Annotated in this window: 17 protein-coding genes; 5 read left to right on the plus strand and 12 right to left on the minus strand. The window is 35.1% G+C overall.

The window, feature by feature from the left end:
• Window positions 1–129: 129 nt before the first annotated feature.
• From ABID42_RS09200 to ABID42_RS09220, 5 genes are all read right to left on the minus strand, one after another.
• Window positions 130–1128 carry a class I SAM-dependent methyltransferase gene (locus tag ABID42_RS09200; protein ID WP_367283409.1) on the minus strand — a complete coding sequence of 333 codons (999 nt, stop codon included), beginning with the start codon at window positions 1126–1128 and terminating at the stop codon, window positions 130–132.
• A 354-nt stretch (window positions 1129–1482) separates the two neighbouring features.
• A complete protein-coding gene (locus ABID42_RS09205) occupies window positions 1483–2712 on the minus strand; it encodes a DEAD/DEAH box helicase (RefSeq protein WP_367283410.1) in 1230 nt (409 codons plus the stop codon).
• Window positions 2713–2883: 171 nt separating this feature from the next.
• Window positions 2884–4347, minus strand: coding sequence for a TolC family protein (locus ABID42_RS09210; protein ID WP_367283411.1), 1464 nt, complete (start codon window positions 4345–4347; stop codon window positions 2884–2886).
• A 1-nt stretch (window position 4348) separates the two neighbouring features.
• Window positions 4349–5716, minus strand: coding sequence for an HlyD family secretion protein (locus ABID42_RS09215; protein WP_323259927.1), 1368 nt, complete (start codon window positions 5714–5716; stop codon window positions 4349–4351).
• A 3-nt stretch (window positions 5717–5719) separates the two neighbouring features.
• On the minus strand, window positions 5720–7906 hold the full coding sequence (locus ABID42_RS09220) for an ATP-binding cassette domain-containing protein (protein WP_323259925.1): 2187 nt from the start codon (window positions 7904–7906) through the stop codon (window positions 5720–5722).
• Between the two features lie 361 nt (window positions 7907–8267).
• Here ABID42_RS09220 and ABID42_RS09225 point away from each other — a divergent pair, with 361 nt between their 5' ends.
• From ABID42_RS09225 to ABID42_RS09240, 4 genes are all read left to right on the plus strand, one after another.
• On the plus strand, window positions 8268–10652 hold the full coding sequence (locus ABID42_RS09225; protein WP_367283412.1) for a DUF5686 family protein: 2385 nt from the start codon (window positions 8268–8270) through the stop codon (window positions 10650–10652).
• A gap of 540 nt (window positions 10653–11192) precedes the next feature.
• Window positions 11193–12038 carry an SMP-30/gluconolactonase/LRE family protein gene (locus ABID42_RS09230; RefSeq protein WP_367283413.1) on the plus strand — a complete coding sequence of 282 codons (846 nt, stop codon included), beginning with the start codon at window positions 11193–11195 and terminating at the stop codon, window positions 12036–12038.
• A 126-nt stretch (window positions 12039–12164) separates the two neighbouring features.
• Window positions 12165–12653, plus strand: a complete 489-nt coding sequence (locus ABID42_RS09235) for a 2Fe-2S iron-sulfur cluster-binding protein (RefSeq protein WP_323255818.1) — start codon at window positions 12165–12167, stop codon at window positions 12651–12653.
• A gap of 18 nt (window positions 12654–12671) precedes the next feature.
• Window positions 12672–14837, plus strand: a complete 2166-nt coding sequence (locus tag ABID42_RS09240) for a xanthine dehydrogenase family protein molybdopterin-binding subunit (RefSeq protein ID WP_367283414.1) — start codon at window positions 12672–12674, stop codon at window positions 14835–14837.
• An 81-nt stretch (window positions 14838–14918) separates the two neighbouring features.
• Here ABID42_RS09240 and ABID42_RS09245 read toward each other — a convergent pair whose 3' ends face one another.
• Both ABID42_RS09245 and ABID42_RS09250 read right to left on the minus strand, forming a co-directional pair.
• On the minus strand, window positions 14919–15713 hold the full coding sequence (locus ABID42_RS09245) for a thymidylate synthase (protein ID WP_367283415.1): 795 nt from the start codon (window positions 15711–15713) through the stop codon (window positions 14919–14921).
• Window positions 15714–15731: 18 nt separating this feature from the next.
• Window positions 15732–16163, minus strand: a complete 432-nt coding sequence (locus ABID42_RS09250; RefSeq protein ID WP_367283416.1) for an OsmC family protein — start codon at window positions 16161–16163, stop codon at window positions 15732–15734.
• Window positions 16164–16459: 296 nt separating this feature from the next.
• Here ABID42_RS09250 and lysA point away from each other — a divergent pair, with 296 nt between their 5' ends.
• A complete protein-coding gene (gene lysA, locus ABID42_RS09255) occupies window positions 16460–17704 on the plus strand; it encodes a diaminopimelate decarboxylase (protein WP_367283417.1) in 1245 nt (414 codons plus the stop codon).
• 62 nt (window positions 17705–17766) lie between these two features.
• Here the strand turns inward: lysA and ABID42_RS09260 are convergent, their stop codons facing one another.
• The 5 genes from ABID42_RS09260 to ABID42_RS09280 form a co-directional block, all read right to left on the minus strand.
• A complete protein-coding gene (locus ABID42_RS09260; protein WP_367283418.1) occupies window positions 17767–18423 on the minus strand; it encodes a gluconate 2-dehydrogenase subunit 3 family protein in 657 nt (218 codons plus the stop codon).
• A 66-nt stretch (window positions 18424–18489) separates the two neighbouring features.
• Complete coding sequence (locus ABID42_RS09265; protein WP_367283419.1) at window positions 18490–20235, minus strand: GMC family oxidoreductase; 1746 nt, start codon at window positions 20233–20235, stop codon at window positions 18490–18492.
• Window positions 20236–20639: 404 nt separating this feature from the next.
• On the minus strand, window positions 20640–21122 hold the full coding sequence (locus tag ABID42_RS09270) for a hypothetical protein (RefSeq protein ID WP_367283420.1): 483 nt from the start codon (window positions 21120–21122) through the stop codon (window positions 20640–20642).
• A gap of 165 nt (window positions 21123–21287) precedes the next feature.
• Window positions 21288–22058 carry a hypothetical protein gene (locus ABID42_RS09275; protein ID WP_367283421.1) on the minus strand — a complete coding sequence of 257 codons (771 nt, stop codon included), beginning with the start codon at window positions 22056–22058 and terminating at the stop codon, window positions 21288–21290.
• A gap of 196 nt (window positions 22059–22254) precedes the next feature.
• Entirely contained in the window at window positions 22255–22830 is a 576-nt protein-coding gene (locus ABID42_RS09280) for a hypothetical protein (protein ID WP_367283422.1), read from the minus strand.
• Window positions 22831–22879: the final 49 nt, after the last annotated feature.

Consider the following 22879-nt stretch of genomic DNA (forward strand, 5'->3'; position numbering starts at 1 on the left):
TCATGTATAAAGATGGAATCATCATATCACTAAATTAAAGGCTCATGTATAAAGATGGAATCGTCATATACACGGAAATAGATGTATCAATATACTTTATTTTTACGAGTTGGAAACTCGTTCTACGGGTTATTTGCTACAAACAATTACAATCTTTTGGTTTTGAGCATCGGTTGTTGCAAAAAGATAATCATCACCCCCTTCATTCAGTTTTAGTTTTTCTCTAATTTGTTTCACTGTCAAAGGGAAATTTCTGATGGTAATATTGGCTTTATTACCTGAAATTTGTTTGGCAATTTCTTTTTTATCTAATTTGCAAACCGCCTTTATTTGAAAAGTTCTTCCCTGAAAATGTTCAACCAATTGTTCAGAAGTATAAAGATGACTATGCGGTGCAATTTTTTGTAAACCAAATACCTGAGCCGTCATTCTAAAAGCACCTGATTTTAAAATTGAGGCGTTTGGTTCATACAAAAATTGTTTTGGTGAACTAAAGCTGATGACAGCTGTTTTCTCTTCTGATTTCTGAAAAGTAAAAACATGTTTTTCAGGCAAATCACTTCCAGCAACAAGTACTTGCTTCGGAAAATTAATGGCTTGAATCTTGGCTTCTCCTTCGTAATCTTTTTCAAGCTTAAATAAGATTTCTTTTACTTCGTTCTCTACCGCAACAATATATACTTCACATACATTTTTCAATCCTAAAATTGCTAAATCAATATCCAGCATTGGTGATACTTTCAGCAAAATCTTATCTGTTTTTTCAAAAATTAAATCTTTAACTTTCAGCACATTAGGCTCACAATCTTCTAATCTCACTACTTTATTTCCTGTATCATCTCGTCGGTGTGGGTCAAGATATATCCATGAGAATTTTGTTTGAATTTCGCTTAAAAAAACTTCAGAATTACCTCCTATAAATTGTACATTTCCAATGCCCAATACTTCATAATTATGCTGCGTGATTTTTAATAATTCACTATTTTGTTCGGCATAAAAAGCTTTTTCAAAACCTTTACTTAGGTAAGAAAGGTCTATGCCCATTCCGCCCGTAAGGTCTAAAATACTTTCTCCTTGCACTAAACTAGCTTTAAATTTTGCGGTAATTTCTGAAGAAGATTGTTCCAAAGAAAGCATTTTAGGAAAGAAAACATCAAGGTTTTCAGTCCATTCGGGAAGCTTATTTTTGGCTTTTTGTCTGGCTTGAATTTGCGCAACTAAATAGGGAATATTGAGATTGGAGAAACGCTTTGCTTGTAAAAGTAACTGATTAATATCATCGTTAAGATGATTTTTGACAAAGGTTTTTTCTTCTTCTGAAAGTAAATATGTTGGAGACGATTCGATAATTTTAGCTTTTAAGCTACAAAATTAAGCGGTAGAAATGACATTTACCTTACTCTCATTAATTTAATAAGTAAAACGATGTTTGAATTTAGGCTGTTGCTTCAATTTTTAACAACTCCAGAAACAGCCTATATATTATTGCTCTTTTTTAACAAATTTTTTCTTTTTCTTAAATGGTTTTTTCTTGAAACCATCCGCATTTACTCTTTTATTCGGTTGATAAACTGGGGCTTCTCCCATCCCTTCAGGAAGTGGCGATTTAGGAATTTCTCTTCCAATTAAGGTTTCTATAGCGGCAAATTTCTTTTGGTCTTTATCATTGATAAAAGTAATTGCTACTCCTGTTGTTGCGGCACGAGCAGTTCTACCGATTCTATGAATATAATCTTCGGGGTCGTGTGGGGTATTAAAATTAACCACTAAATTAATTCCTTCTACATCAATTCCTCTTGAAAGAATATCCGTTCCAATCAAAATTGGTAATGATTTACTTCTGAATTCACGTAGAATATCTTCTCTTTCTTTTTGGTCTAAATCAGAGTGAAATGCCTTTGCTTTTAGTCCTGCCTGTCGAAGTTCTTTATCTAACTGTTTTACGTTCTCTTTGGTTGAAGCAAAAATAATTACACTACTGTATTTACCTTCTTCTAAAAGATGTGTCAACAATTTTATTTTCTGCGTATCATACACCAAATACGCTTGTTGAGAAATACCATCAGAAGGTTTTGAAATGGAAATATTTACTTCTTCTGGATTTTTCAGAATGGTATTTGCTAATAATCTAATTTTGGGAGGCATCGTCGCCGAGAAAAGAATCGTCTGGCGATTGGTAGGTAAATACTTGATAATTTTAATAATATCATCATAAAAACCCATATCCAACATTCTGTCGGCTTCGTCTAAAATCAAATGTTTTAAATGTGAAAAGTTGATTTTCCCCATTTGCAACAAAGCAATAAGCCTTCCGGGTGTAGCAATGATGATTTCTGCGCCATCTTCCAAAGCTTTTTTCTGCTGATTCCAGGCAGCGCCATCACCACCTCCATAAATAGAAATGGAACTTACACCTGTGAAATAACCCAATCCTTCAACTTGTTGGTCGATTTGCGTAGCGAGTTCACGGGTGGGAGAAATAATCAGCGTGTTGAGATGTCTTTGTTTTTCAGGCGTGTTGATAATTTTATGCAAAGTCGGCAATAAAAAGGCAGCAGTTTTACCTGTTCCAGTCTGAGCACAGGCAATTAAATCTTTATTTTGCAGAATCAGCGGAATAGCCTGTTCTTGTATCGCAGTTGGTTTGTTATAACCCATTGAATCAAGGCCGTCTAATAGCTTTGAATCAAAGTTGAAATCTTGAAATGTCAATTTGTATTTGTTTAAAATTTGCTCGTCTAACAAGTATTGTCTTGAACTTGTTGGCTCTCAGTAAGTATTTCAGCACGAAGAACGAACAAACGTTGATGTTCAATTTTGAAAAGATAGCTAAAATTTACGACAAATACAAATTAACAGTCCATACTACTTGATAGAAAAAAATCACAAAAGCTCTGTCAAACCTGCTGTATATGCCAAATTTGCCAATGCTTTCTCGTATTTACTCTTCAATGATTCTACTTTTATTTTCATATCAATCAATTTACTTTCACGAGTGTTGATTAAAAATAAAGTACTTTCACCAATATCAAATTTTCGCTGTTCAGCTTTTGTTAGAAGTTCCTGATTTTTAGCGGCATCTTGCTGAATGCGTAGCTGACGCTCATAATTTTTCACTTCATTGTAAGCCGAATATACTTCGTTCATAATTTCACGACGAGCCAAATTCAATTCAAAACCTGTACTTTGCTGTTTGATTCTGATTTGCTGTAATTTGCCTCTTTCTTTTCTTAGAAAAAGTGGCATTACAAACTCAAAACCTAGTTTATGATTATTTGCTGAAAATGAATTTTCGTAAGTATAAGCAGGATTTGAGCTAAAACTATCGGCAATTAAATTGAAATTAGCGTTAAAAGTAGGCTTTAACATTTCCTTTCTGAACTTTTCTTCAATGCCCAATTGCTGAATTTTCAAATCATATTTTTGAATTTCAGGATGTTGTGCTTTCGCCTGAGTAATCAAACTTTGTAATGTCGTTTCATCTACTTTCCGAACGGCTGATAATGGCGGAAAGGCATTTTCGGGTAATTCCAAAGGTGTTTCCTTTTCATCCCACAAATAATTCGACAAAGCTAAACGAGCATTTTGCAAATCTACTTGAGCTTGTTCCAAAGCTACTTCACGGTCTTGCAAAGTAATTTTTGCTTCAACAGAATCAATCGTTGCTTGTTCACCAACTCTTGAACGTTCACGGGTAGCTACAAATCTTTTATTTGCTAAGTCATACCCTTCACGGATAAACTGTAATTGTTGATGACTAAACCACCATTCCCAATAACTTTTTGCGGCATACAAAATGGTTTTGTTGATAAGTTTCTGGCGTTCTGCTTCTGCAATATTTTTAGCTAAATTGGCTTGCTTTAAAGTATTTCTTCTGGCATCAATCACTAACCCTTGCCCAATTGGAACGCTCAATCCTGCTACCATCAAACGAGAAGACTCTTCCGACAAAAGCTTTTTACCTGTACTTTGTTCATAACCAACTTTAAAATCTACGCCTGTCCAAGTCGGAATTTTCAAGGCATTTTTCCAACGATTATAATAATCATCGCCTTTAAAAGCCTTTCTATCAAAATCTGATGACAGCTTAGGATCAAAAGCACCTTTTGCTTGCATGATTTCAGCATCAGCATCCGATAAATACAAATTAGCTTGTTTTACGGTTGGATGATTTTTCAAGACTAAACTTTTGAAATCTTCATAACTAAAAGCTGACTGTGCATTCGCTTTAGGAATACACAGTATTAAAAGTAGGAAGAAATATATGTTGTAAAATCGTGGCGTGGAAAAACCTTTACTTGTAAAAAGTCCAGCTTGATGAACGCCACTCATTTTTATTTGTTTCATTTTACTTGGCTTTTTCAGATTTTAACGTGGCTTCAGGTTCATTTTTCAATGAAGGAGGGAAAGCATTTAGCTGACGCCAGATTTCATACCAAACTGGTACATCATCAAGCATTACCCAACCTACTACTCCTGAACCCATTCTTAATTGTTTTGGCCAATCTTGTTCGCCTTTATGAATTTTTGGAATGACCAATAAACGATATTCACCTTTCGCATTATCAATTCTATCAATTACTTTCACCACTCCACCAAAAGTACCGACTGATGTTGATGGCCAACCTGAAAATACTAAAGAAGGCCAACCTTCAAATTGTAAACGAACTTCTCGTCCTTCTGTAATTAAAGGAACATCCATCGCTCTTACATACAATTCTACAGCCATTTCAGGTGCAAAAGGTTGAAGCGTACAAATAGATTCTCCTTCTTTGATGGTTTCGCCGATACCTGCTTTTAACGCACGAACGACATAACCTTCTTGGGGTGCTTTGATATAATATTGATTTCTACGAATATCAACATTGGTAATTTTATTACTCAACTGTGAAATTTCATACTGACCAGCCGCCAAAGCAGATAATGCCGAACTTTTATCCGACTGAGCTTTCGCAATTTTTTCAGCATATTCTGCCCCAATAGAATTCAATTCAATTTGTGCATTTGTTAATTCTTGACGAGAAATAGCTAATTTATTTTGCGTAGAAACCAATTTGGCTCTTGTTTCTTGCAACTTCAATTTACGTGATTCAAACTCACTCAAGGAAACCAAACCGCCATTTTTGTACTGGTCTTCTCCCCTGTCGTATCGAGTTTGCGCAATATTAAATTGTACTTGTTCGGCAATGACGTCTGTACTATCAGAAGTTACTTTTAGTACTCCTTGCTTTACTTTATTTTTAGCTTTTTGCAAACTAAATTTTTGATTTTGCTCTAAAGCAGCAATTTGCTGTTCTAAAGCTACAATTTTTGCTTGGTAACTATCCAGTCCAGCTTTTTTGGCTGTTAATTGGTCTTGTAAACGAGCAGGAAGGTTTGGATCAAAGTAATCATCTTTTGTTTCAGAAATCACTAAAAGCGTATCTCCTTTTTGTACTAAATCACCTTCTTTAACTAGCCATTTTTCAATTCTTCCCGAAATAATATTCTGGATATTTTGTGGTCTATCTTTGGGTGTAAAGGCAGAAATATCACCTTTTCCTGTTACGTTTTGTTGCCAAGGTAAAAACATCACCATTAGTAAAATCACCACGATAGCCATCAGCCAACGTTTTAGCACTACCGCCGAACGTGGTGTATGAAGCGTATTGAGCGAATGTAATTCAAACTGCTCGTTTACTCGCTTACTGACACTTTGTTTTGATAAATTTAACATATCTTAGTCTATAGCTTCTTGAAAGTGAATGTCTTTGATTAAATCTTGGTATTTTCCTTGTAACACAATTTCGCCTTCGTTCAAAACGATTACTTTGTCGCATGCTGCCATTACCATTGGGTCATTTGAAATCGTGAGGAGCGTCCAAGGATTAGATTTATCAGTTAAAAAAGCAATTGTTTTTAGGCGTTCTGCTTTGTGTAATTCACGATAAATATCAGTAATCATCAATAATTTTGGTTTTTCAACCACACATCTAGCCACCGAAATTTTAGCGATAAAACTTTCTGAAAAACGTTTTCCTCCTGCAATCATCGAAGTATTTAAGCCTTCTGGAAGTTCAGCAATAAAGTCGCTTAAGTTCAAACTATCTAATGCCCATTTCACGTCAGTATATTTTACTCCTGAACGTCCCATAGCAATATTATCCAATAATGTTCCATCAAAAATGGCATCTAATGCAAGATTTCTTTCAATGCTATCACGGATTGAATCTAATTTCACATCTCTGATTGACATGCCATTATAATTAATAGCTCCTTCAAAATCCGTAAAAATTGCTGAAAGTATTTTTAATAAAGTTTCTTTCCCAGAACCATTCGTTCCTGTAATACAAATACTTTCTTTAGGTGTTATATCGACATTGAGTTTTTTCAATACATATTTAGTTTCGCCCGGATAACGATAACTTAAATCTTTCAATTTAATTTCAAGTCCCTCGTTTTTCTCGTGAAAATTAATATTTAATCCTGATTGGCGTTCTAAAGGTAAATCGGTAACATGACCCATTTTCTCTACTGCCGTCAACAAATCAAAAACAGTATCTGCTCCAGAAATAAGTTTTTCAACAGAGTTCACCACTAATACAATGATAATTTCAGAAGCAACAAATTGTCCTAGAGAAATTTGTCGGTCGATAACCAATGAAGTACCCAAAATCAATAAAACTGCTGTCACGAAAGTCTTGAAGAATACTGCATTTCCATACAAAATCAACAATACTTTAAAGTGTTTCTTTCTGTATTTCAAATAGTTATTCACCAAGTAATCCATTCTTTGCATTGGCAAATTTGTAGAACCTGCCGATTTGAAAGCATATAAAGTACGAGCAATATCTTCTAGCCACTGCGCAACTTTGTACTTGTATTTAGATTCTGCCAGACTTGTTTCCATTCCTTTTGCTGCATTCAAATACACCACAAAAGTGACGATGGCGATGGTTAACAAACCAAATGCAATAAAGTAAGGATGATACAATGACAATAAAATAATACCGAAGAGAATCTGAATGAGGGCGGCAGTAATATCAATTAATACTTTAGGAAGGGCTTTTTGAACATTGAGAATATCAAAAAAGCGGTTCATTAATTCGGGAGCATAAGAGCCTAAAAGGGCTTCGGACTTTACTCTTGGAATACGATAGGTGAATTCAAAAGCGGCTTTTGCAAATACTCTTCTTTGTAATACTTCTACTAAGGTTTGTTGGTAAATTTGCAAAACCCCTGAAATGGTAACTCCAAGTATAACGATGGTAATTAAAACATAAACTGAGCTGAAAGCTAAACCTCCAGACACTAACCCGATAATTGCCTGAATTCCTAATGGTAAGGTTAAGCTGATAATTCCGACGACGATGGCATAAATGTAAATATAACCAATGTCTTTTCGTTCTGCACCCAGCATTCTGAACAAACGCTTCATCGGGCTGATGTCTTCTACAATTGGTGTATCGTCAATATTTTCTAAAGGATATACAACCAGAAACCTTACTTTCCCATCTTTGGTGCTATCGGCTTGATTACTGACTGTGGCTGGATGAAACAATTGGTTTTCATCAATTTCTTCTACGCCTTTGTCATCGACAAACTGATAAAAAAATGGCTTGCTGTTTTTTAATTGTCTGGCAGCAAAAATGGTTTTAATGCCATCCTTACTTTCATCAAAAAAAATTACAGGGTGGTTGTTGGCTTGAATGAGCTCTTTAAAACCTTGCTCATCTGCATAATTTTCTACTACTAAGAATTTTTGTTTTCGGGCTGCTTGCGTAAGTGCGTTTACAAAATCATCAATTTCGTTTACTTTGAAAGTTGTCTGCTTCGAAAGTGGTGATTGATACGCAAAGTTGTCAAAATCAGTACCGTAAAACTCGGTTAGTTTCTTAACAATAAGGCTTAACTGAGTGGATTGCATATTTTTTTTGTTTGAATGTGTAATATTAATTTGATTAATTAATGAAATTAATGCCATTTAATTGTTCTAACAACTAAAATATTACTTGTGTTTAGCAAAAATCTCAATAATTGATAAGCGGTTAAATATTATCAATAAAACTAAGATTTATCAATAACAAATAATTGTACCAAAGTTTGTTTGTAAATTTACTCCTCAATTTTTTAATAACTCTTAACATTGGTTTAATCAATAATTTTTATTTGATTTTCAACGTTTAAGTCTTTAATCGCTAAACCCTAAAACTTTATAAGCTTATGCTAGATTCAGAAACAAAACAAACAATATGTTCGTAAAAAAAATAATTGCTTTATTTATATTTTTGACCATCAATTTATATAATAATTCGTACGCTTTTCAAAAAAATAATGCTGATTCAAACTTAGATGCCAATAGCATTATTCAAAAAGCTATTGAGCTTGCTCCGCTTCATGATAAAGCTTTTGTTAACTATCAAGCAGAAGTATTTATCCAAAATTCTGCAAAGTGGACGCAAATTCCGGGCTTATGGAAACCCATCTTAATGAATGAAGGTGTTGAAGAAAATCTTCTTTACCAGTCTGAGTCTTTTGCGCAGTTTTCAGTAAGTGCTGATAATACTTATCATTTTATCAACAAAGCCATTAGAAATAATTATCATACTGAGGCTCGTCCTGATAAATACATTAACCCAAACTTCTATAAAGCTACTTTAGGAACAAATGCCATTTCGCCACTTTCGCCAAAGGCTTTCCAATATTATGATTTTGAGTACTTAGGCACTGAAATCATTAATCAAGTAAAAATTCATCAAATAAAAGTTATCCCCAAAAATAATAACGACGAAAAAGTATTTAGTGGTATTATTTCCCTAACTGATGTGGACTTTTTTCTACAAAGTGTGGAATTAAAGGTCAAAAACTATAATATTACTTATCAAATACAAGTAAGATATGTGCCATTTAATACCCAGTGGGTACCTGAGCATTATCAAATCACTGCCACTGGTGCTTTGATGGGTTTTGAAGGTGAATATACTTACAAAGCTAAAGTTTGGAATTACCAGAGTATTATTCATAAAATAATTCCTGAATTAATTCGCCCTAATGAAGATGAATTCAAGGAAATCGTCAATATCCAAGAACGAAATTTTGAGGTTCAGCAATTTAAACAAGTAATGTCGGCTTTGAGTACCAACCTTAAAAACCAATGGAGTGATGCCAACATTGCTTCTGGTTTAAGACGTTACGATAAAATTGAAATCGCTCCTGAAGCTGATATTCAAAACGATAATGTTTGGTATCAATTAAAACTCAATTCAGATTTCAAAGCTTTCACTCCCGACTTACCGATTAGCTCATACAACAAAAACTCGCTCCCTTTACAACCTGATGAGTTTTCAACTTATCGACAAGCCAATCAAAAGTTTGGAATAGGAAGTGTTTTGTTCAGTCGTTCATACTTTTGGGGCAATACCAAACGTGGATACTATCCTTATGAAATCTATTATAAATCTCCTGTTTTAGATTTCAATTTTAATACCGTCGAAGGTTTTGTTTATAATACAGGTGCATTGTTTCGCTATCGTAGAAACCGCTATGATTGGTGGGAAATTGACCCTACTTGGCGCTATTCAGTAACACAGAATCGTTCGATGGGAATGGTGAAGATTCGTTGGAAAACACAAAGAGAAGATTTTAGTGTTTCTGGTGGTTCATTCATTTCACAGTACAATGTTGATACGCCTGTTGCGCTCGACTTGAACTCTCTTTCAACGCTTTTATTAAAAAAGAACTTCGTAAAAATCTATGAAAAAGATTTTGTCAATCTTTCTTATAACGACCGTTTCTCGAATACTTTCGGTATCAAAACTTCTTTGGAGTGGGCAAGGCGTTATCCTTTAGAAAACACCACTAATTATTACTGGATTAACTTTGCTGGCGACCCTTACTCTCCGAACTTTCCTCAAAACAAGGAAATTACGAATACAAAATTCCAAAGCAACGATGCTTTCTTAGCAAGTTTCCAGATTAATTACCGTCCTACACTCAAGAAACAATATCGTAATAGTATTCGCTATGTAGATTTTTCTTCATCGCCTCTGATTACCTTTAAATACCGTGGAGCTATTCCAAAAGTATTTGGCACAGAGATAGATTTTCATACCATAGAATTAGGAATCACCCATAATTTCCCATTAAGTATCAATACCAATTTTAATTATATTGCCCAAGCAGGTACTTTTTTAAGTGCGAACAAAATGACCTTCGCAGATTATAAGCACTTCAACGGAAACAATAACATGATTTCAATTGGCGATGCCCTTACCACACATCGTTTAGTTGGTTTTTACGATAATTATATTTGGGGAGTAAGTAAAAAGCTGATTGACCCTTTTTATTTTTCAACCAATGGCTCATACATCGACATCATGACGATGGTCGGGCTTAGAAAATTCGCTCTAACACAATCTACCACAATTCGTAATAAGGGTATTCGTGAAGAACTTTTCGCTAATTATCTTTATACTGCCAACAACGATATTCATAATGTTGAAATTGGTTATGGAATTGATGGAATTCTGAGAATACTAAGAGTTGAAGCTGTTTTTGCTTATAATAATAGAGGTTTACCCAACAAAGATTTCACCAAGTTTCAAAATACACAATTCGGTATTAGAATTTCATTGAATGCAAGAGTGCGTGGTGGAGTAACGCCTGATTGGTGATAAAAATGAATCATTTTTTCCTTAGCGGAGATACATCTAATCTTACAGAGATGAATGTATTTCCGCTATTTTTTTGTCCTTGCGGAAAATAAAAATGCTTCTGAGGAAAATTATTTTTGAATTGCGGAAAATGAAATCGCCTCTGAGGAAAATTATTTATCAATTGTGGAAAATGAAATCGCCTCTGAGGAAAATTATTTATCAATTGTGGAAAATGAAATCGCCTCTGAGGAAAATTATTTATCAATTGCGGAAAACAAAATCGCCTCTGAGGAAAATTATTTTTGAATTGCGGAAAACAAAATCACCTCAGCGGAAAATTATTTATCAATTTCGGAAAACAAAATTGCCTTAGCGGAAAATTATTTATGGATTGTGGAATTCTTAAAGGGCTTTGTATAAAGTCAATAGGCTTTAATCTACTTTATAGCAGAAATTTCGCCAAGTACATCTAAAAAAAGACAAGAAAATCAGGATAAAACACTACTTTTATTCATGAATAAATTGTTTGAGCATTCTTATTTTTAAATCTAAAAACTAATGAAAAAATCATTTAAAACCGTAGCATTCTTTGCGCTAGTACTTTCTTCAAATTACGCTTTCTCGCAAGTAACCTTAAAAAAACTCTGGGAAACCGATACCACACTGACCACGCCAGAATCTATCTTATTCGAGCCTAAATCTAATACTGTTTTTGTATCCTGTATCAATGGTGGTCCTGCGGCAACGAATGAAAAAAGCTTTATTGCAAAAATTGATTTAAGTGGCAAAATCACCCAATTAAAACTGAGCGAAAACCTACATTCTACAAAAGGAATGGGCTTTTTAGATGGCAAACTTTATGTTGCTGAAATCTTTAAATTAGTAGAAATTGACCCAAAAACAGGCAAAGTATTGCATAAATACGAAGTACCTGATGCAAAGTTCTTGAATGATGTTAGTGTGGATAGCAAAAATAAAATTGTGTATTTCACAGATATGCGTTCGGATAGACTTTGGAAATTAGAAAAAGGACAAATCGTAAAAGTAGTTGAAGGTGCTCCGCTCAAAAATCCGAATGGAGTATTCTTTGAAAATGGCAAATTGATTGTCGGCAATGGTGATGGTAAAATTTTGGCTTATGATTTACAATCGCAACAATTTTCAACTATTGCTGAAGGAATGGGTGGCATTGATGGTATTTTATCAGATGGCAAAAAAGGTTATTTTGCTTCTGAATGGAGAGGAAAAGTTTGGCATATCAACACAGAAGGAAAAACACAATTACTCCTTGATTTAGTTGACGCAAAAGTAAATACGGCTGATTTTGAATATATCCACAATAAAAAACTAATGCTAATTCCAACTTTCTTGAAGAACAAAGTGTTAGCTTATTCAGTTGAATAATTCGATTTTGGATGTTGGATTTCGGATGTCGGATTTCAGCTATCAGCTATTTAAAACAAGCTAAAATAATAATTCTGAAAGCCGAAAGCAGACAGCCGAAAGCCAACAGAAAAAAAATTAACAATCATGGCAAAGTATAATCTCACAGTAAATGGCAAAAAGTATAATGTAGATGCTGATGCCGACACTCCCCTTTTGTGGGTCATTCGTGACCACGTAGGTTTAAAAGGTACAAAGTTTGGTTGTGGTATGGCACTTTGCGGTGCTTGTACTGTTCATTTGGACGGTCAACCGATTCGTTCATGTTCAACACCAATCTCTACGTTGAAAGCTGCTAACAAAATCACAACGATTGAAGGTATTTCAGTGAATACCGATAGCGCTGTTCAAAAAGCTTGGATTGAAGAACAAGTACCACAATGTGGTTATTGTCAGTCAGGGCAAATCATGTCGGCAGTAGCTTTATTGAAGGAAAAGAGTAATCCAACAGACTCAGATATTGATGAAGCGATGTCAGGAAATATTTGTCGTTGTGGTACTTATCCACGTATTCGTAAGGCAATTCATAGAGCAGCCGAATTAATGAAAGATGGTGGTAATTCTACTGGCAAGTAATTTTAAAACCTCAAAAACATGACACAGCAAAACTCACGCAGGGACTTTATAAAAGCCAGCACGATGTTGGCAATTGGTTTCTCATTACCTTCAATCGGTAAAGCAGAAAGCCTTCACAAGATTGATACAAGCAGTGCAAGTGCTTTAGGAATAGAATTAAATCCTTACATTTTAATTAATGACGATGGTAAAATTATCCTTTTCAATGCACGCCCAGATATGGGACAAGGTACTTATCAATCGCTTCCGCTTTTAATTGCCGAAGAATTAGAAGTTACTTTAGATCAAGTAGAAATCCGTAATACCGACGGACAAGGGAAATATGGCGCACAGCTTTCGGGCGGTTCATCGTCAGTGCGTACTCGTTGGCTACCGATGCGTAAAGCAGGTGCGGCAGTAAAAGAAATGTTGATAACAGCCGCAAGTAAAAAATGGCAAGTACCCACAACAGAATGCTATGCTGAAACAGGCAAAGTATTTCATAAGCCATCAGGTAAATCTTATACTTATGGTGAATTAGTAGAAGAAGCCTCAAAATTAGAAATTCCGAAAGAACCGAAATTAAAAGACCAAAAGGATTTTAAATTGTTGGGTAAATCGGTGCCTCGTCCAGAAATTCCTTCAAAAGTAAATGGAACAGCAGTTTTCGGGATAGATTCAGACATTCCGGGAATGTTATATGCAAGTATCGAACGCTCACCAACCATTCATGGGAAAGTTGTTAGCTTCGATGGTTCAGCAGCAATGAAAGTAAAAGGTGTTAAATACGTGGTAAAAACAGAACGCAAAATGCCTCATAAAGCAGTTGAAGCAGTAGCTGTAATTGCTGATACATATTGGGCAGCCTTGAAAGGCAGAAAAGCTTTGAAAATCAATTGGGATGCACAAGGTTCTGATAAAATTTCTACCGATGCTTATTTTGAAAACTTAAGAACTTTAGCCAAAACGGAAGGTGTAGAATACAAAAATGAGAAAGTAGGTGATTTCAATAAAAGTTTTGAAAGTGCAACAAAAAAAGTAGAAGCACAGTACGAAACACCTTTCTTGGCACATGCTCCACTCGAACCAGAAAATGCTACCGTTTGGGTACAAGGTGATAAAGTAGAAATTTGGGCGCCTATTCAAGGACCAGACGGATTGATTCCACAAGTAGCACAATACTTGAAAATCAAACCTGAAAATGTAAAAGTAAACGTGCCATTTATGGGCGGTGCTTTCGGAAGAAAAGCTTATTTCGATTATGTAATGGAAGCAGCGAATCTTTCAAAACAAGTAAATGCTCCTGTAAAAGTAATTTGGACACGTGAAGATGATACTACGCAAGGACCATTCCGTCCGGGAATGTTATCGGCAATGCAAGGCGGTTTGGATGAAAAAGGCAATGTTTTAGCCCACAATCATAAAATTGTAGGTAGCTCAATTCAACACCAAGTATTTGGTAATCCATTGAAAAATGCACCAGATGATTGGGCAATTGAAACAGCCAACACAGAAGATAGTCCTTATGATTTTGCAAGTCGTAAAGCAAGTTTCCATTTAGCCGAAACTGAGATTCCAATTCTTTGGTGGCGTTCAGTATATTCTTCAACGACAGCTTTCGGACAAGAATGTTTTGTTGATGAATTAGCACACGCTGCTAAAACCGACCCATTGGCTTTCCGTTTAGATATGTTGGCAGATGCTCCAAGATTTAGCAGAGTATTACAAACCTTGGCGAAAAAGACTAATTATCATCAAAAACTTCCTGAAAGACAAGCTATTGGGATAGCCGTTGCTCGTTCATTTGGAACAATTGTAGCTCATGCAGTTACGGTTTCAAAAAATGGCAAAGGCGTTAAAATCGAAAAAGTAGTTTCGGTAATCGACTGCGGAATGACGGTGAATCCAGACAATATCAAAGCTCAAACAGAAGGCAATATTGTAATGGGTTTAACCGCTGCCATTAAAAATGGCATTACTATCAAAGACGGACTTACCGAACAAAGTAATTTCCACCAATACAATGTTTTGAGAATTAACGAAATGCCTAAAACAGAAGTGTATATTGTAGATAATCAAGAAGCACCAGGAGGCGTAGGCGAACCAGGTTTACCACCATTTGCTCCTGCACTTTGCAATGCGATTTATAATTTAACAGGTACAAGAATTCGTACTTTACCTTTTGATATTGATAATATTGGGTAGGGAAAATAACGGTCAACAAAAAAGGAACTGTCTTGACGATAGTTCCTTTTTTTGTTATTTGCCTTCTTGAAAATCTCATTCCTACACCGCTACAGGTGCTTTAATCCCCGGATAAGGATGATAGTTTTCTAAAGTGAAATCTTCAAATTTAAAATCAAAAATACTTTTCACTGCTGGATTGATTTTCATGGTTGGTAAAGCACGAGGTTCACGAGCCAACTGAGTAGCTACTTGTTCATAATGATTTGAATAAATATGCGTATCGCCACCTGTCCAAATAAAATCTCCTACTTCTAAATCGCATACTTGGGCAATCATCATTGTCAACAAAGCATAAGACGCAATATTAAAAGGTACTCCCAAAAATACATCTGCTGAACGCTGATACAATTGACAAGACAATTTATTATCGGCTACATAAAACTGAAAAAGTGCATGACAAGGCATTAAAGCCATTTCAGATAATTCTCCAACATTCCAAGCACTCACGATAATTCTTCTTGAATCTGGACTTTTCTTTAAAGTATCAATTACTTCTTTTAATTGGTCGATTACTTTGCCATTTGGCGCCGTCCAACTTCTCCATTGTTTTCCATAAACTGGACCTAAGTCACCGTTTTCATTTGCCCATTCATCCCAAATACCTACACCATTATCTTTTAAATATTTGATATTGGTATCTCCATTAATAAACCAAAGTAATTCATGGATAATCGACTTTAAATGTACTTTTTTAGTCGTCACTAATGGAAAACCTTCTTGTAAATTGAATCGCATTTGATAACCGAAAATACTGGTTGTACCAGTACCTGTACGGTCAGTTTTTTCTGCTCCGTTTTCAAGAATATGCTTTAAAAGCGTATGATATTGTTGCATTGTTACTTCTTTAAATTACTAAACTAAAACTGGTTCAATTTCGAAAGTATGGGTAATTTCTGCCGAAGCGCTAAATTGTGCAGTTGCCGAACAATACTTTTCCATTGATAATTCAATCGCTTTTTTGGCTTTTTCTTCTACAATATTCCCTTTGAATTGAAAGTGAATATTGATTTTGCGAAAAGGAGTCATTTCTGTTCCTTCAATTTTTTCACGTTCACCCGAAACTGAAATCTTTAAATCTTCAATTACTTGGCGTTGTTTTTTCATGATTAGAATCACGTCGATAGCCGTACAACCGCCTAAGCCCATCAACAATAATTCCATCGGGCGAGAACCCGCATTGTGTCCACCAATATTTTCGGCAGCATCAATATCAACTGGTACGCCCGACATACCGTTTGCCTGAAAATGAAAGGCATCGTCTATTCTAACTAATTCTACTTGCATCGCTTTTAAGGTTTATGAAATACTTAACTAAAGTATTAGCTAAGAGGATTTACAACTACAACTTTTCGGTAAAATATAAAGTTCAAAATTAGGCTTTTTTACTGATTACAAATACTCAGGAGACAATTCAAATGAATCTGAGCATAAATTCTATCAACAAATTCAACTTTTTAGCACATTTTGTTTTTAGTTGGTGAATAGTTGGGAGTATCTTTGTAGTTCTATCCATTGATTTAATAGACTTGAAATTTAATTTCAAAGAGTAAAAAAGAATTTCGCAATCCCAATTTCAAAATATGTCTTATTATTCCATCCAAAACATCAAACTTACTGATTTAGCTAATCAATTCGGTACACCTTTGTACGTCTATGACGCTGACAAAATTATCGAAAAAATATCCATTCTTCGTGATTCTTTCAAGAATGTTAATCTCAAAATAAAATATGCTTGTAAAGCCAACACCAATTTGGCTATTTTGAAATTAATGCGAAAGCATGGTGTTGAAATTGATGTGGTTTCGCCTGAAGAATTACGTTTGGCGATGATGGCTGGCTATGAAGGTTCGCAAATTACTTTTACGCCAAGTGGTGTTTCTTTTGATGAAATTGAATTGGCGGCTGAATTAGGCACAAGAATCAATTTGGATAATTTGGACGTACTGGAAAAATTTGGGCAACGTTTTGGCAATACTAAAGGTGCTTTGATTCGTTTGAAACCTCATGTTTTTGGTGGCGGAAACGAAAAAATTATGACGGCGCATCCAGAATCAAAATTTGGGATTTCTATTCATCAGAAAGCTGAAATTTTAGCGATTGTAGAAAAATACGATATGAAAATTATCGGTTTGCATCAACATACGGGTTCTGATGTAAAAAATGCTGATGCTTTCACAAAAGCGGCAACGGCTATTTTAGAGATGGCGTTTAGCTTTAAAGATTTAGAGATTATCGACTTAGGTGGTGGCTTTAAAGTGGCTTATAAAGAAGGCGACATCGTAACGGATATGAAAGAAGTTGGCGAAGTATTAAGTAACGCTTTCTTGGATTTCTCTAAAAAATATGGTCGTAAATTACAACTTTGGTTCGAACCGGGCAAATTCTTGGTAAGCGAAGCTGGTACTTTTTTGACAACTGCCAATACTGTAAAAGTTGACCCAATCAAAACTTTTGTTTGTGTGAATTCTGGTCTAAATCACTTGGGTCGCCCAATGATGTATGGTTCTTATCATGATATTTTTAATGCTTCTAACGAAGATAAATCTGAACAAGACGAATACAGAGTAGTGGGTTATATCTGTGAGACAGATACTTTTTCATGGACGCCAGAAGGAAAACAAGGCGAACGCTTGATGAATAAAGTAACCGCTGGAGACATCATTGCGATGAAAAATGCTGGTGCTTATTGTTTCTCGATGGCTTCGCAATATAATTCAAGATTATTACCAGCCGAAGTATTGGTCATTGATGGTGAAGCAAAATTGATTCGTAAAAGGGAAACTTTTGATGATATCGTAAGAAATTTAGTCAGTGTAGAAATATAAGAAAAAGGGATTTTATCCCCTGAAATAAAAATGGACGAGATGTAAATCCCGTCCATTTTTTATTAAGAATCGTAGCTCAAACCATATTGTTTTAATACTTCTTCTGGTACTCCTTCCCAATTATTTGGTCTATTACCAACATAACCAATATCGTGATGTCCCATTTCTGAAGAGTAAAAGCCTGATGCTGTAAGATTTCTCATCAAAGAAAAGAAATTTACTCCTTGCGATACTTCTGGTTTTGCTTGGTTTGGATAAGCAATTTCATCCACTAAACTGATTTGTTCCGTTTTGCTACAAAGAATAAAAGTCTTTCCAAAACGCTTTATCGAAGCCGAATCCATCCAACGCAAACCTCCACGCATTGGTGTTTTGAAAGTAGGTTGATCCTTTACGATAAATTCAATAAAAGCTGGTACTCCAGACTGCGAAGCACTTCCTGAATGCTCATCAGCAGGAATGATAATATCCGACAATACCGTGATGGTTTTCATTTCATGGTCATTGAAGAATTTTTCTGCTAATAATTTAGCATCACGAGCAATTTCATCTTCTGTTCTACCATAATTATATTTAGGAACAGCGGGAGTAGTTGCTTTAGTAGTTTTTGGTTTAGGCTTTGGTCCTTGCAATAGCTCCATTGCCACTGCTTCTTGGCTCACCACAGCCATACCCAATGATGAAAGCCCTATATTTTTTAAATAATCTCTTCTTTTCATAAAAACATGATTTGAAAATTTGATGATTTGAAAACTTGAAAATCAGATATGGGAGCTTACCCCTCTTTACAAATTTCCTTTTTTCTTTTCATTAATAATAAACTCTGAAGTACGAGCCGATAATGCCAAGATTGTCCAAGTTGCATTTTTATCTCCTTGCGAAACAAATGGTGCAGCATCAGCTACAAACAAGTTTTTCACATCATGCGCTTGACAATTTGAATTCAATACCGAAGTTTTCGGGTCTTTGCCCATTCTAGCTGTTCCTACTTCATGGATAATTCTTCCTGGATCAGCTAAGCCATAATTAGTACTTGCATCTGGCTTTTTACCCAGAGGAGTTCCTCCCATTTCAGTAATTAACTGCTCAAAGGTTTCCTGCATGTGTTTTGCTTGCTTGATTTCGTAGTCCGACCATTTATAGTGGAAACGCAAAACAGGAATACCAAATTTATCTACTACTGTAGGGTCAATTTCGCAATAATTATTATAGTCAGGTATAGGTTCTCCTCTACCCGCCATACCGATATATGCTCCGTAGAAACGTCGATAGTCTTCTTTCAAAGATGCCCCATAACCACCAGCTGCTTTTTTAATACCTTCACGAGTAGGGAATTTTTCATTAATTCCTTCGATACCCCAACCAAAACCATAAGCCGGCATTCCCATACCTCCACCATATTCGATGTGGTAACCTCTTGGGAAATCTAACTTTTTATTATCACCCCACCAAGGTGTATAAACGTGCATGCCCCCTACTCCATCTTCGTTATAACGTTTTCTATCAAACAAAGCTGGGATAATTGCTGAACGAGAAGCACCCGTTGAGTCATTGATATAACGCCCAACAATACCACTTGAATTGGCTAAACCATTCGGGAAACGAGCAGATTTTGAGTTTAATAACAAACGAGCCGTTTCACCAGCGCTGGCTGCTAAAATTACAATTTTACCTTTCACAACTTTCTCCGTCATTGTACGAGTATCCACATACGAAACACCCGTTGCCAAACCTGTTGTTGGGTCTGTCAGTACTTCACGAGCCATTGCGTAGGTAATCAATGTACAATTTCCTGTTTTCATGGCAGGAATCATCAAAACTGATGAAGAAGAAAAATCGGCATAAGCCTGACAAGCTCTATTACACTGGCTGCAATAAAAACATTGTCCACGGTCTTTATTGATAGGTTTTGTCAGAATAGAAAGGCGTGACGGAATCACTGGAATACCAATATTCGTTGCACTCTTCTTAAGCATTAATTCGTGTAAACGAGGTTTTGGAGGAGGTAAAAAGTATCCATCTGGGTCATTTCTTCTTCCTTCATTTGTCCCGAAAACACCAATCAATTTATCTACATAATCGTAATATGGTTTTACGTCGTCATAACCAATTGGCCAGTCTTCACCCAAACCATCAATTGACTTTCTTTTAAAATCATCAGGACCAAAACGTAAGGAAATTCTTCCCCAGTGATTGGTCCTTCCTCCTAACATTCTTGAACGAAACCAGTCAAATTTAGTACCGTCTTTGTGTGTATAAGGTTCGCCCTCAATGTCCCAACCACCATAAGCAGCGTCAAAATCACCAAAAGCACGAGTACTTGAAGCACCACGACGAGGAGATTCCCAAGGACTTTTTAATTGAGTAATATATTTGGGGTCGGCTGGGTCGTAATATTGACCAGCTTCGAGTACACAAACTTTTGCACCAGCTTTGGTAAGCTCATAAGCTGCCATACCACCGCCCGCACCCGAACCAATGATGACAACATCATAAACTGTTGATTGTTCCTTGATTTGAAAGTCCAACATTTATAAAATAATTTTTAGATTGAAATGAATGATTGAATCAAAAAATGAAAGTAATGTTTAAAAATCTACTTTATGTCCTTTTTTGTAAGAAATCAATATTAAATCGTTTAAGAATTTAGATTTCCAAATAGAAAACCGCATAAAAAGCAGTTCAATTTATCTGAAAAACTACAATTATTTGCAATTATTGCAATAATTTATTTGAAAGTATGCAAGAAAAGATAATAGGTTGCTTTTTAATGATAAAGAAGGAAATTCAAATTTTCATCGTGTGAGGTCTATTTACTTCAAATCCCGAAGTAACAAAATGATGATTCAAAATACAGAATTCGATTTCAACACAAATCTGAAAATATCTGTAAATCAATTATTACTTCGGGATTATCATTCAACTATTTTTAAAATTAAGCCTTTTTAAGTTTAAAATACTGCCCTGCTAATCCCGCAATTAAAAGTACCAATAATACTTTCACTACATTTTGAACAATAGGAGAATCTGGTCCGCTAGATAATGGCTGATCAACTGGTAAGCGTGAAAGTGTTTCGTTAACGGCAGGAATTAATGAAAGAAAAACGGTGGTGGACATACTGAAAGTTTGAATGTAAAGTGCTTTACTTTTAGCAAGAACTTTATCTCCTAAATAATAAGCTAAAATCAATAAAAGGAGGATTAAAATTCCAATCGCATGTCCCGGATTGAACTTCCCAGTTTTGGAAAGCCAAAAAGATGAAATACAAGCAATTGCAGTAAGTACACTGTAATACTTTCCCAATTTACCAAATGGTTTAATCAATCCTTCGCTAAATAAAGCGATTCCTGCAAAAATAAGCGCAATGATGGAAATAACTGTGTGGAAAATTCCAAGTTGTGATAGAGAGGCAATCATAAGAATGAGGTTTAAATTATGAAAAGGTTAACATGTACGTTTTAATCAATTACTTTGTAAACTCCCGCCACCATCTTTATATTTTTCGACCATTTTTGGTAATTATACCTACAATGACGAATATTATTAATCACTAAATCACTCATTCATTAAATCACAAATTACTTACCTCCACCATTCTGCAAATTCTTCATTTTTTGCTTGTTCTTCATTCGATAAAAAGGCTTTAGCATAACTTTGCCAACCTTTTTCAAAGTACTTTTCGTTAGGGCTAAACTCTCCTGTTCCTAAATCAAATTCACAAGGTATATTGGGTACTCTATAATCTGCCCATTGACAGATTCGTGATTTAGAAGCATTGTACATCGTCCAAGTGCCTACAAAAGCATTATTAAAATAGCCATCAGAAAGTAAATTGATGTCATCATACTTCAGTTGGTTGTCTTTATTGATGTACCATTTAGTCTGTACTTGTCCAGCAAAAACACCTGTATGAGGTTGATTCTTATTCTCAAAGAATTCATATTTTGCAATAAGAATTCCTTGGGTTTTGATAGCATCTTTCGCCTGATTATCCACACCAAATTGCTCTCTTTTAGTCTCTTGAATCTTTTCTACGATAATTCTCCCGACAAAATCACAGACATTATTCTTTACGTTCGATTTCCCATAAACTAAATACTCGTCTGGCTTATTGGTATTTTTAACTACCGTGAGGATTTTTACTTTAATTCGCTGAAAATCATTTCCTAATACTCCCAAAACATTGTAATTATCAGTTTTAGTCCATAAATCCGAAAAATCGTAAGTAAGAAATAGCGAAGTTTTATTTTCAGCATCAAGTTTTTCTCCATTCAAAATATCATTATGGCAAGTATTTTGAGAAAAAACTATTAATGAATGAACAATAAAAATTATGCTAAGTATTGTTTTCATATTTTGAGAGCTCTTGGAATAATTTCAATAATAAATCTTTTGTCAAGATAAGATTTATTTATCTTTTATCAAACCATGAAAAATACTAAATAACACAATATCAATATGATAAGCTTTTATAAACCCAAACAAAAATAGTCGCCTATAAAACAGGCGACTATTTTGGATTTTTCTATACCTATGTCAACAGTATTCTCTATTTTTCATTAGCTTTCATGCCTAAATAAGTAGCGGCACTGATTCCCATTAAACCCAAAGTTTCCTTTTCAAATACTGGGAATTCCATCTCATTCTTTGATATATTTTCAAGAAATTCAACCAAGAAAACGACACTAAAAATAAGGTTAAAAATTAATGCTTGATAACGATAAACTGTTATTCCAGTAGAATCTGAAAGAATATCTCTAAGAAAATGCGGAATTCGTTTTTTGAAAATATTTTGAGGGATAACGCCATCCGTTACATTGTCATCATCTTTTGGTGAATCAATAATTCCACCGATGGCTGTTGTTCCTACTCCAATACTTAATAATACCAAGCAGGTTGCATTCAAATTGATTACTTCTCCATTCGCTCCAAAACCAATCACGAAGCAAGCTCCAATGAGTGTTGTCCACCATAATCCTTGTGTTCTGGCAAAGCTGTACATCTCAATTTTCCCATACTGAGGGTGGTCAACTTCTGGGTCTTTGAGGATTTTGGTACTGTAGGATAAATAAATTGCTCCGAAGATTATCAACAGCGCTAATACATTGCAGACGATGTTCATCATGTTATCTCAAGTTAAATTGGTTGATTAATTATAGCCTTAAACATAACAA

This window comes from Arcicella rosea (assembly GCF_040543805.1).
In the GTDB taxonomy this organism is placed as follows: Bacteria; Bacteroidota; Bacteroidia; order Cytophagales; family Spirosomataceae; genus Arcicella; species Arcicella rosea.

Bases quoted from the DNA above. Each gene is read 5' to 3' on its own strand.
- ABID42_RS09210 (WP_367283411.1), bottom strand. From the start codon at position 4,347: ATGAAACAAATAAAAATGAGTGGCGTTCATCAAGCTGGACTTTTTACA.
- ABID42_RS09215 (WP_323259927.1), bottom strand. From the start codon at position 5,716: ATGTTAAATTTATCAAAACAAAGTGTCAGTAAGCGAGTAAACGAGCAG.
- ABID42_RS09220 (WP_323259925.1), bottom strand. From the start codon at position 7,906: ATGCAATCCACTCAGTTAAGCCTTATTGTTAAGAAACTAACCGAGTTT.
- ABID42_RS09230 (WP_367283413.1), top strand. From the start codon at position 11,193: ATGAAAAAATCATTTAAAACCGTAGCATTCTTTGCGCTAGTACTTTCT.
- ABID42_RS09235 (WP_323255818.1), top strand. From the start codon at position 12,165: ATGGCAAAGTATAATCTCACAGTAAATGGCAAAAAGTATAATGTAGAT.
- ABID42_RS09240 (WP_367283414.1), top strand. From the start codon at position 12,672: ATGACACAGCAAAACTCACGCAGGGACTTTATAAAAGCCAGCACGATG.
- ABID42_RS09245 (WP_367283415.1), bottom strand. From the start codon at position 15,713: ATGCAACAATATCATACGCTTTTAAAGCATATTCTTGAAAACGGAGCA.
- ABID42_RS09250 (WP_367283416.1), bottom strand. From the start codon at position 16,163: ATGCAAGTAGAATTAGTTAGAATAGACGATGCCTTTCATTTTCAGGCA.
- lysA (WP_367283417.1), top strand. From the start codon at position 16,460: ATGTCTTATTATTCCATCCAAAACATCAAACTTACTGATTTAGCTAAT.
- ABID42_RS09260 (WP_367283418.1), bottom strand. From the start codon at position 18,423: ATGAAAAGAAGAGATTATTTAAAAAATATAGGGCTTTCATCATTGGGT.
- ABID42_RS09265 (WP_367283419.1), bottom strand. From the start codon at position 20,235: ATGTTGGACTTTCAAATCAAGGAACAATCAACAGTTTATGATGTTGTC.
- ABID42_RS09270 (WP_367283420.1), bottom strand. From the start codon at position 21,122: ATGATTGCCTCTCTATCACAACTTGGAATTTTCCACACAGTTATTTCC.
- ABID42_RS09275 (WP_367283421.1), bottom strand. From the start codon at position 22,058: ATGAAAACAATACTTAGCATAATTTTTATTGTTCATTCATTAATAGTT.
- ABID42_RS09280 (WP_367283422.1), bottom strand. From the start codon at position 22,830: ATGATGAACATCGTCTGCAATGTATTAGCGCTGTTGATAATCTTCGGA.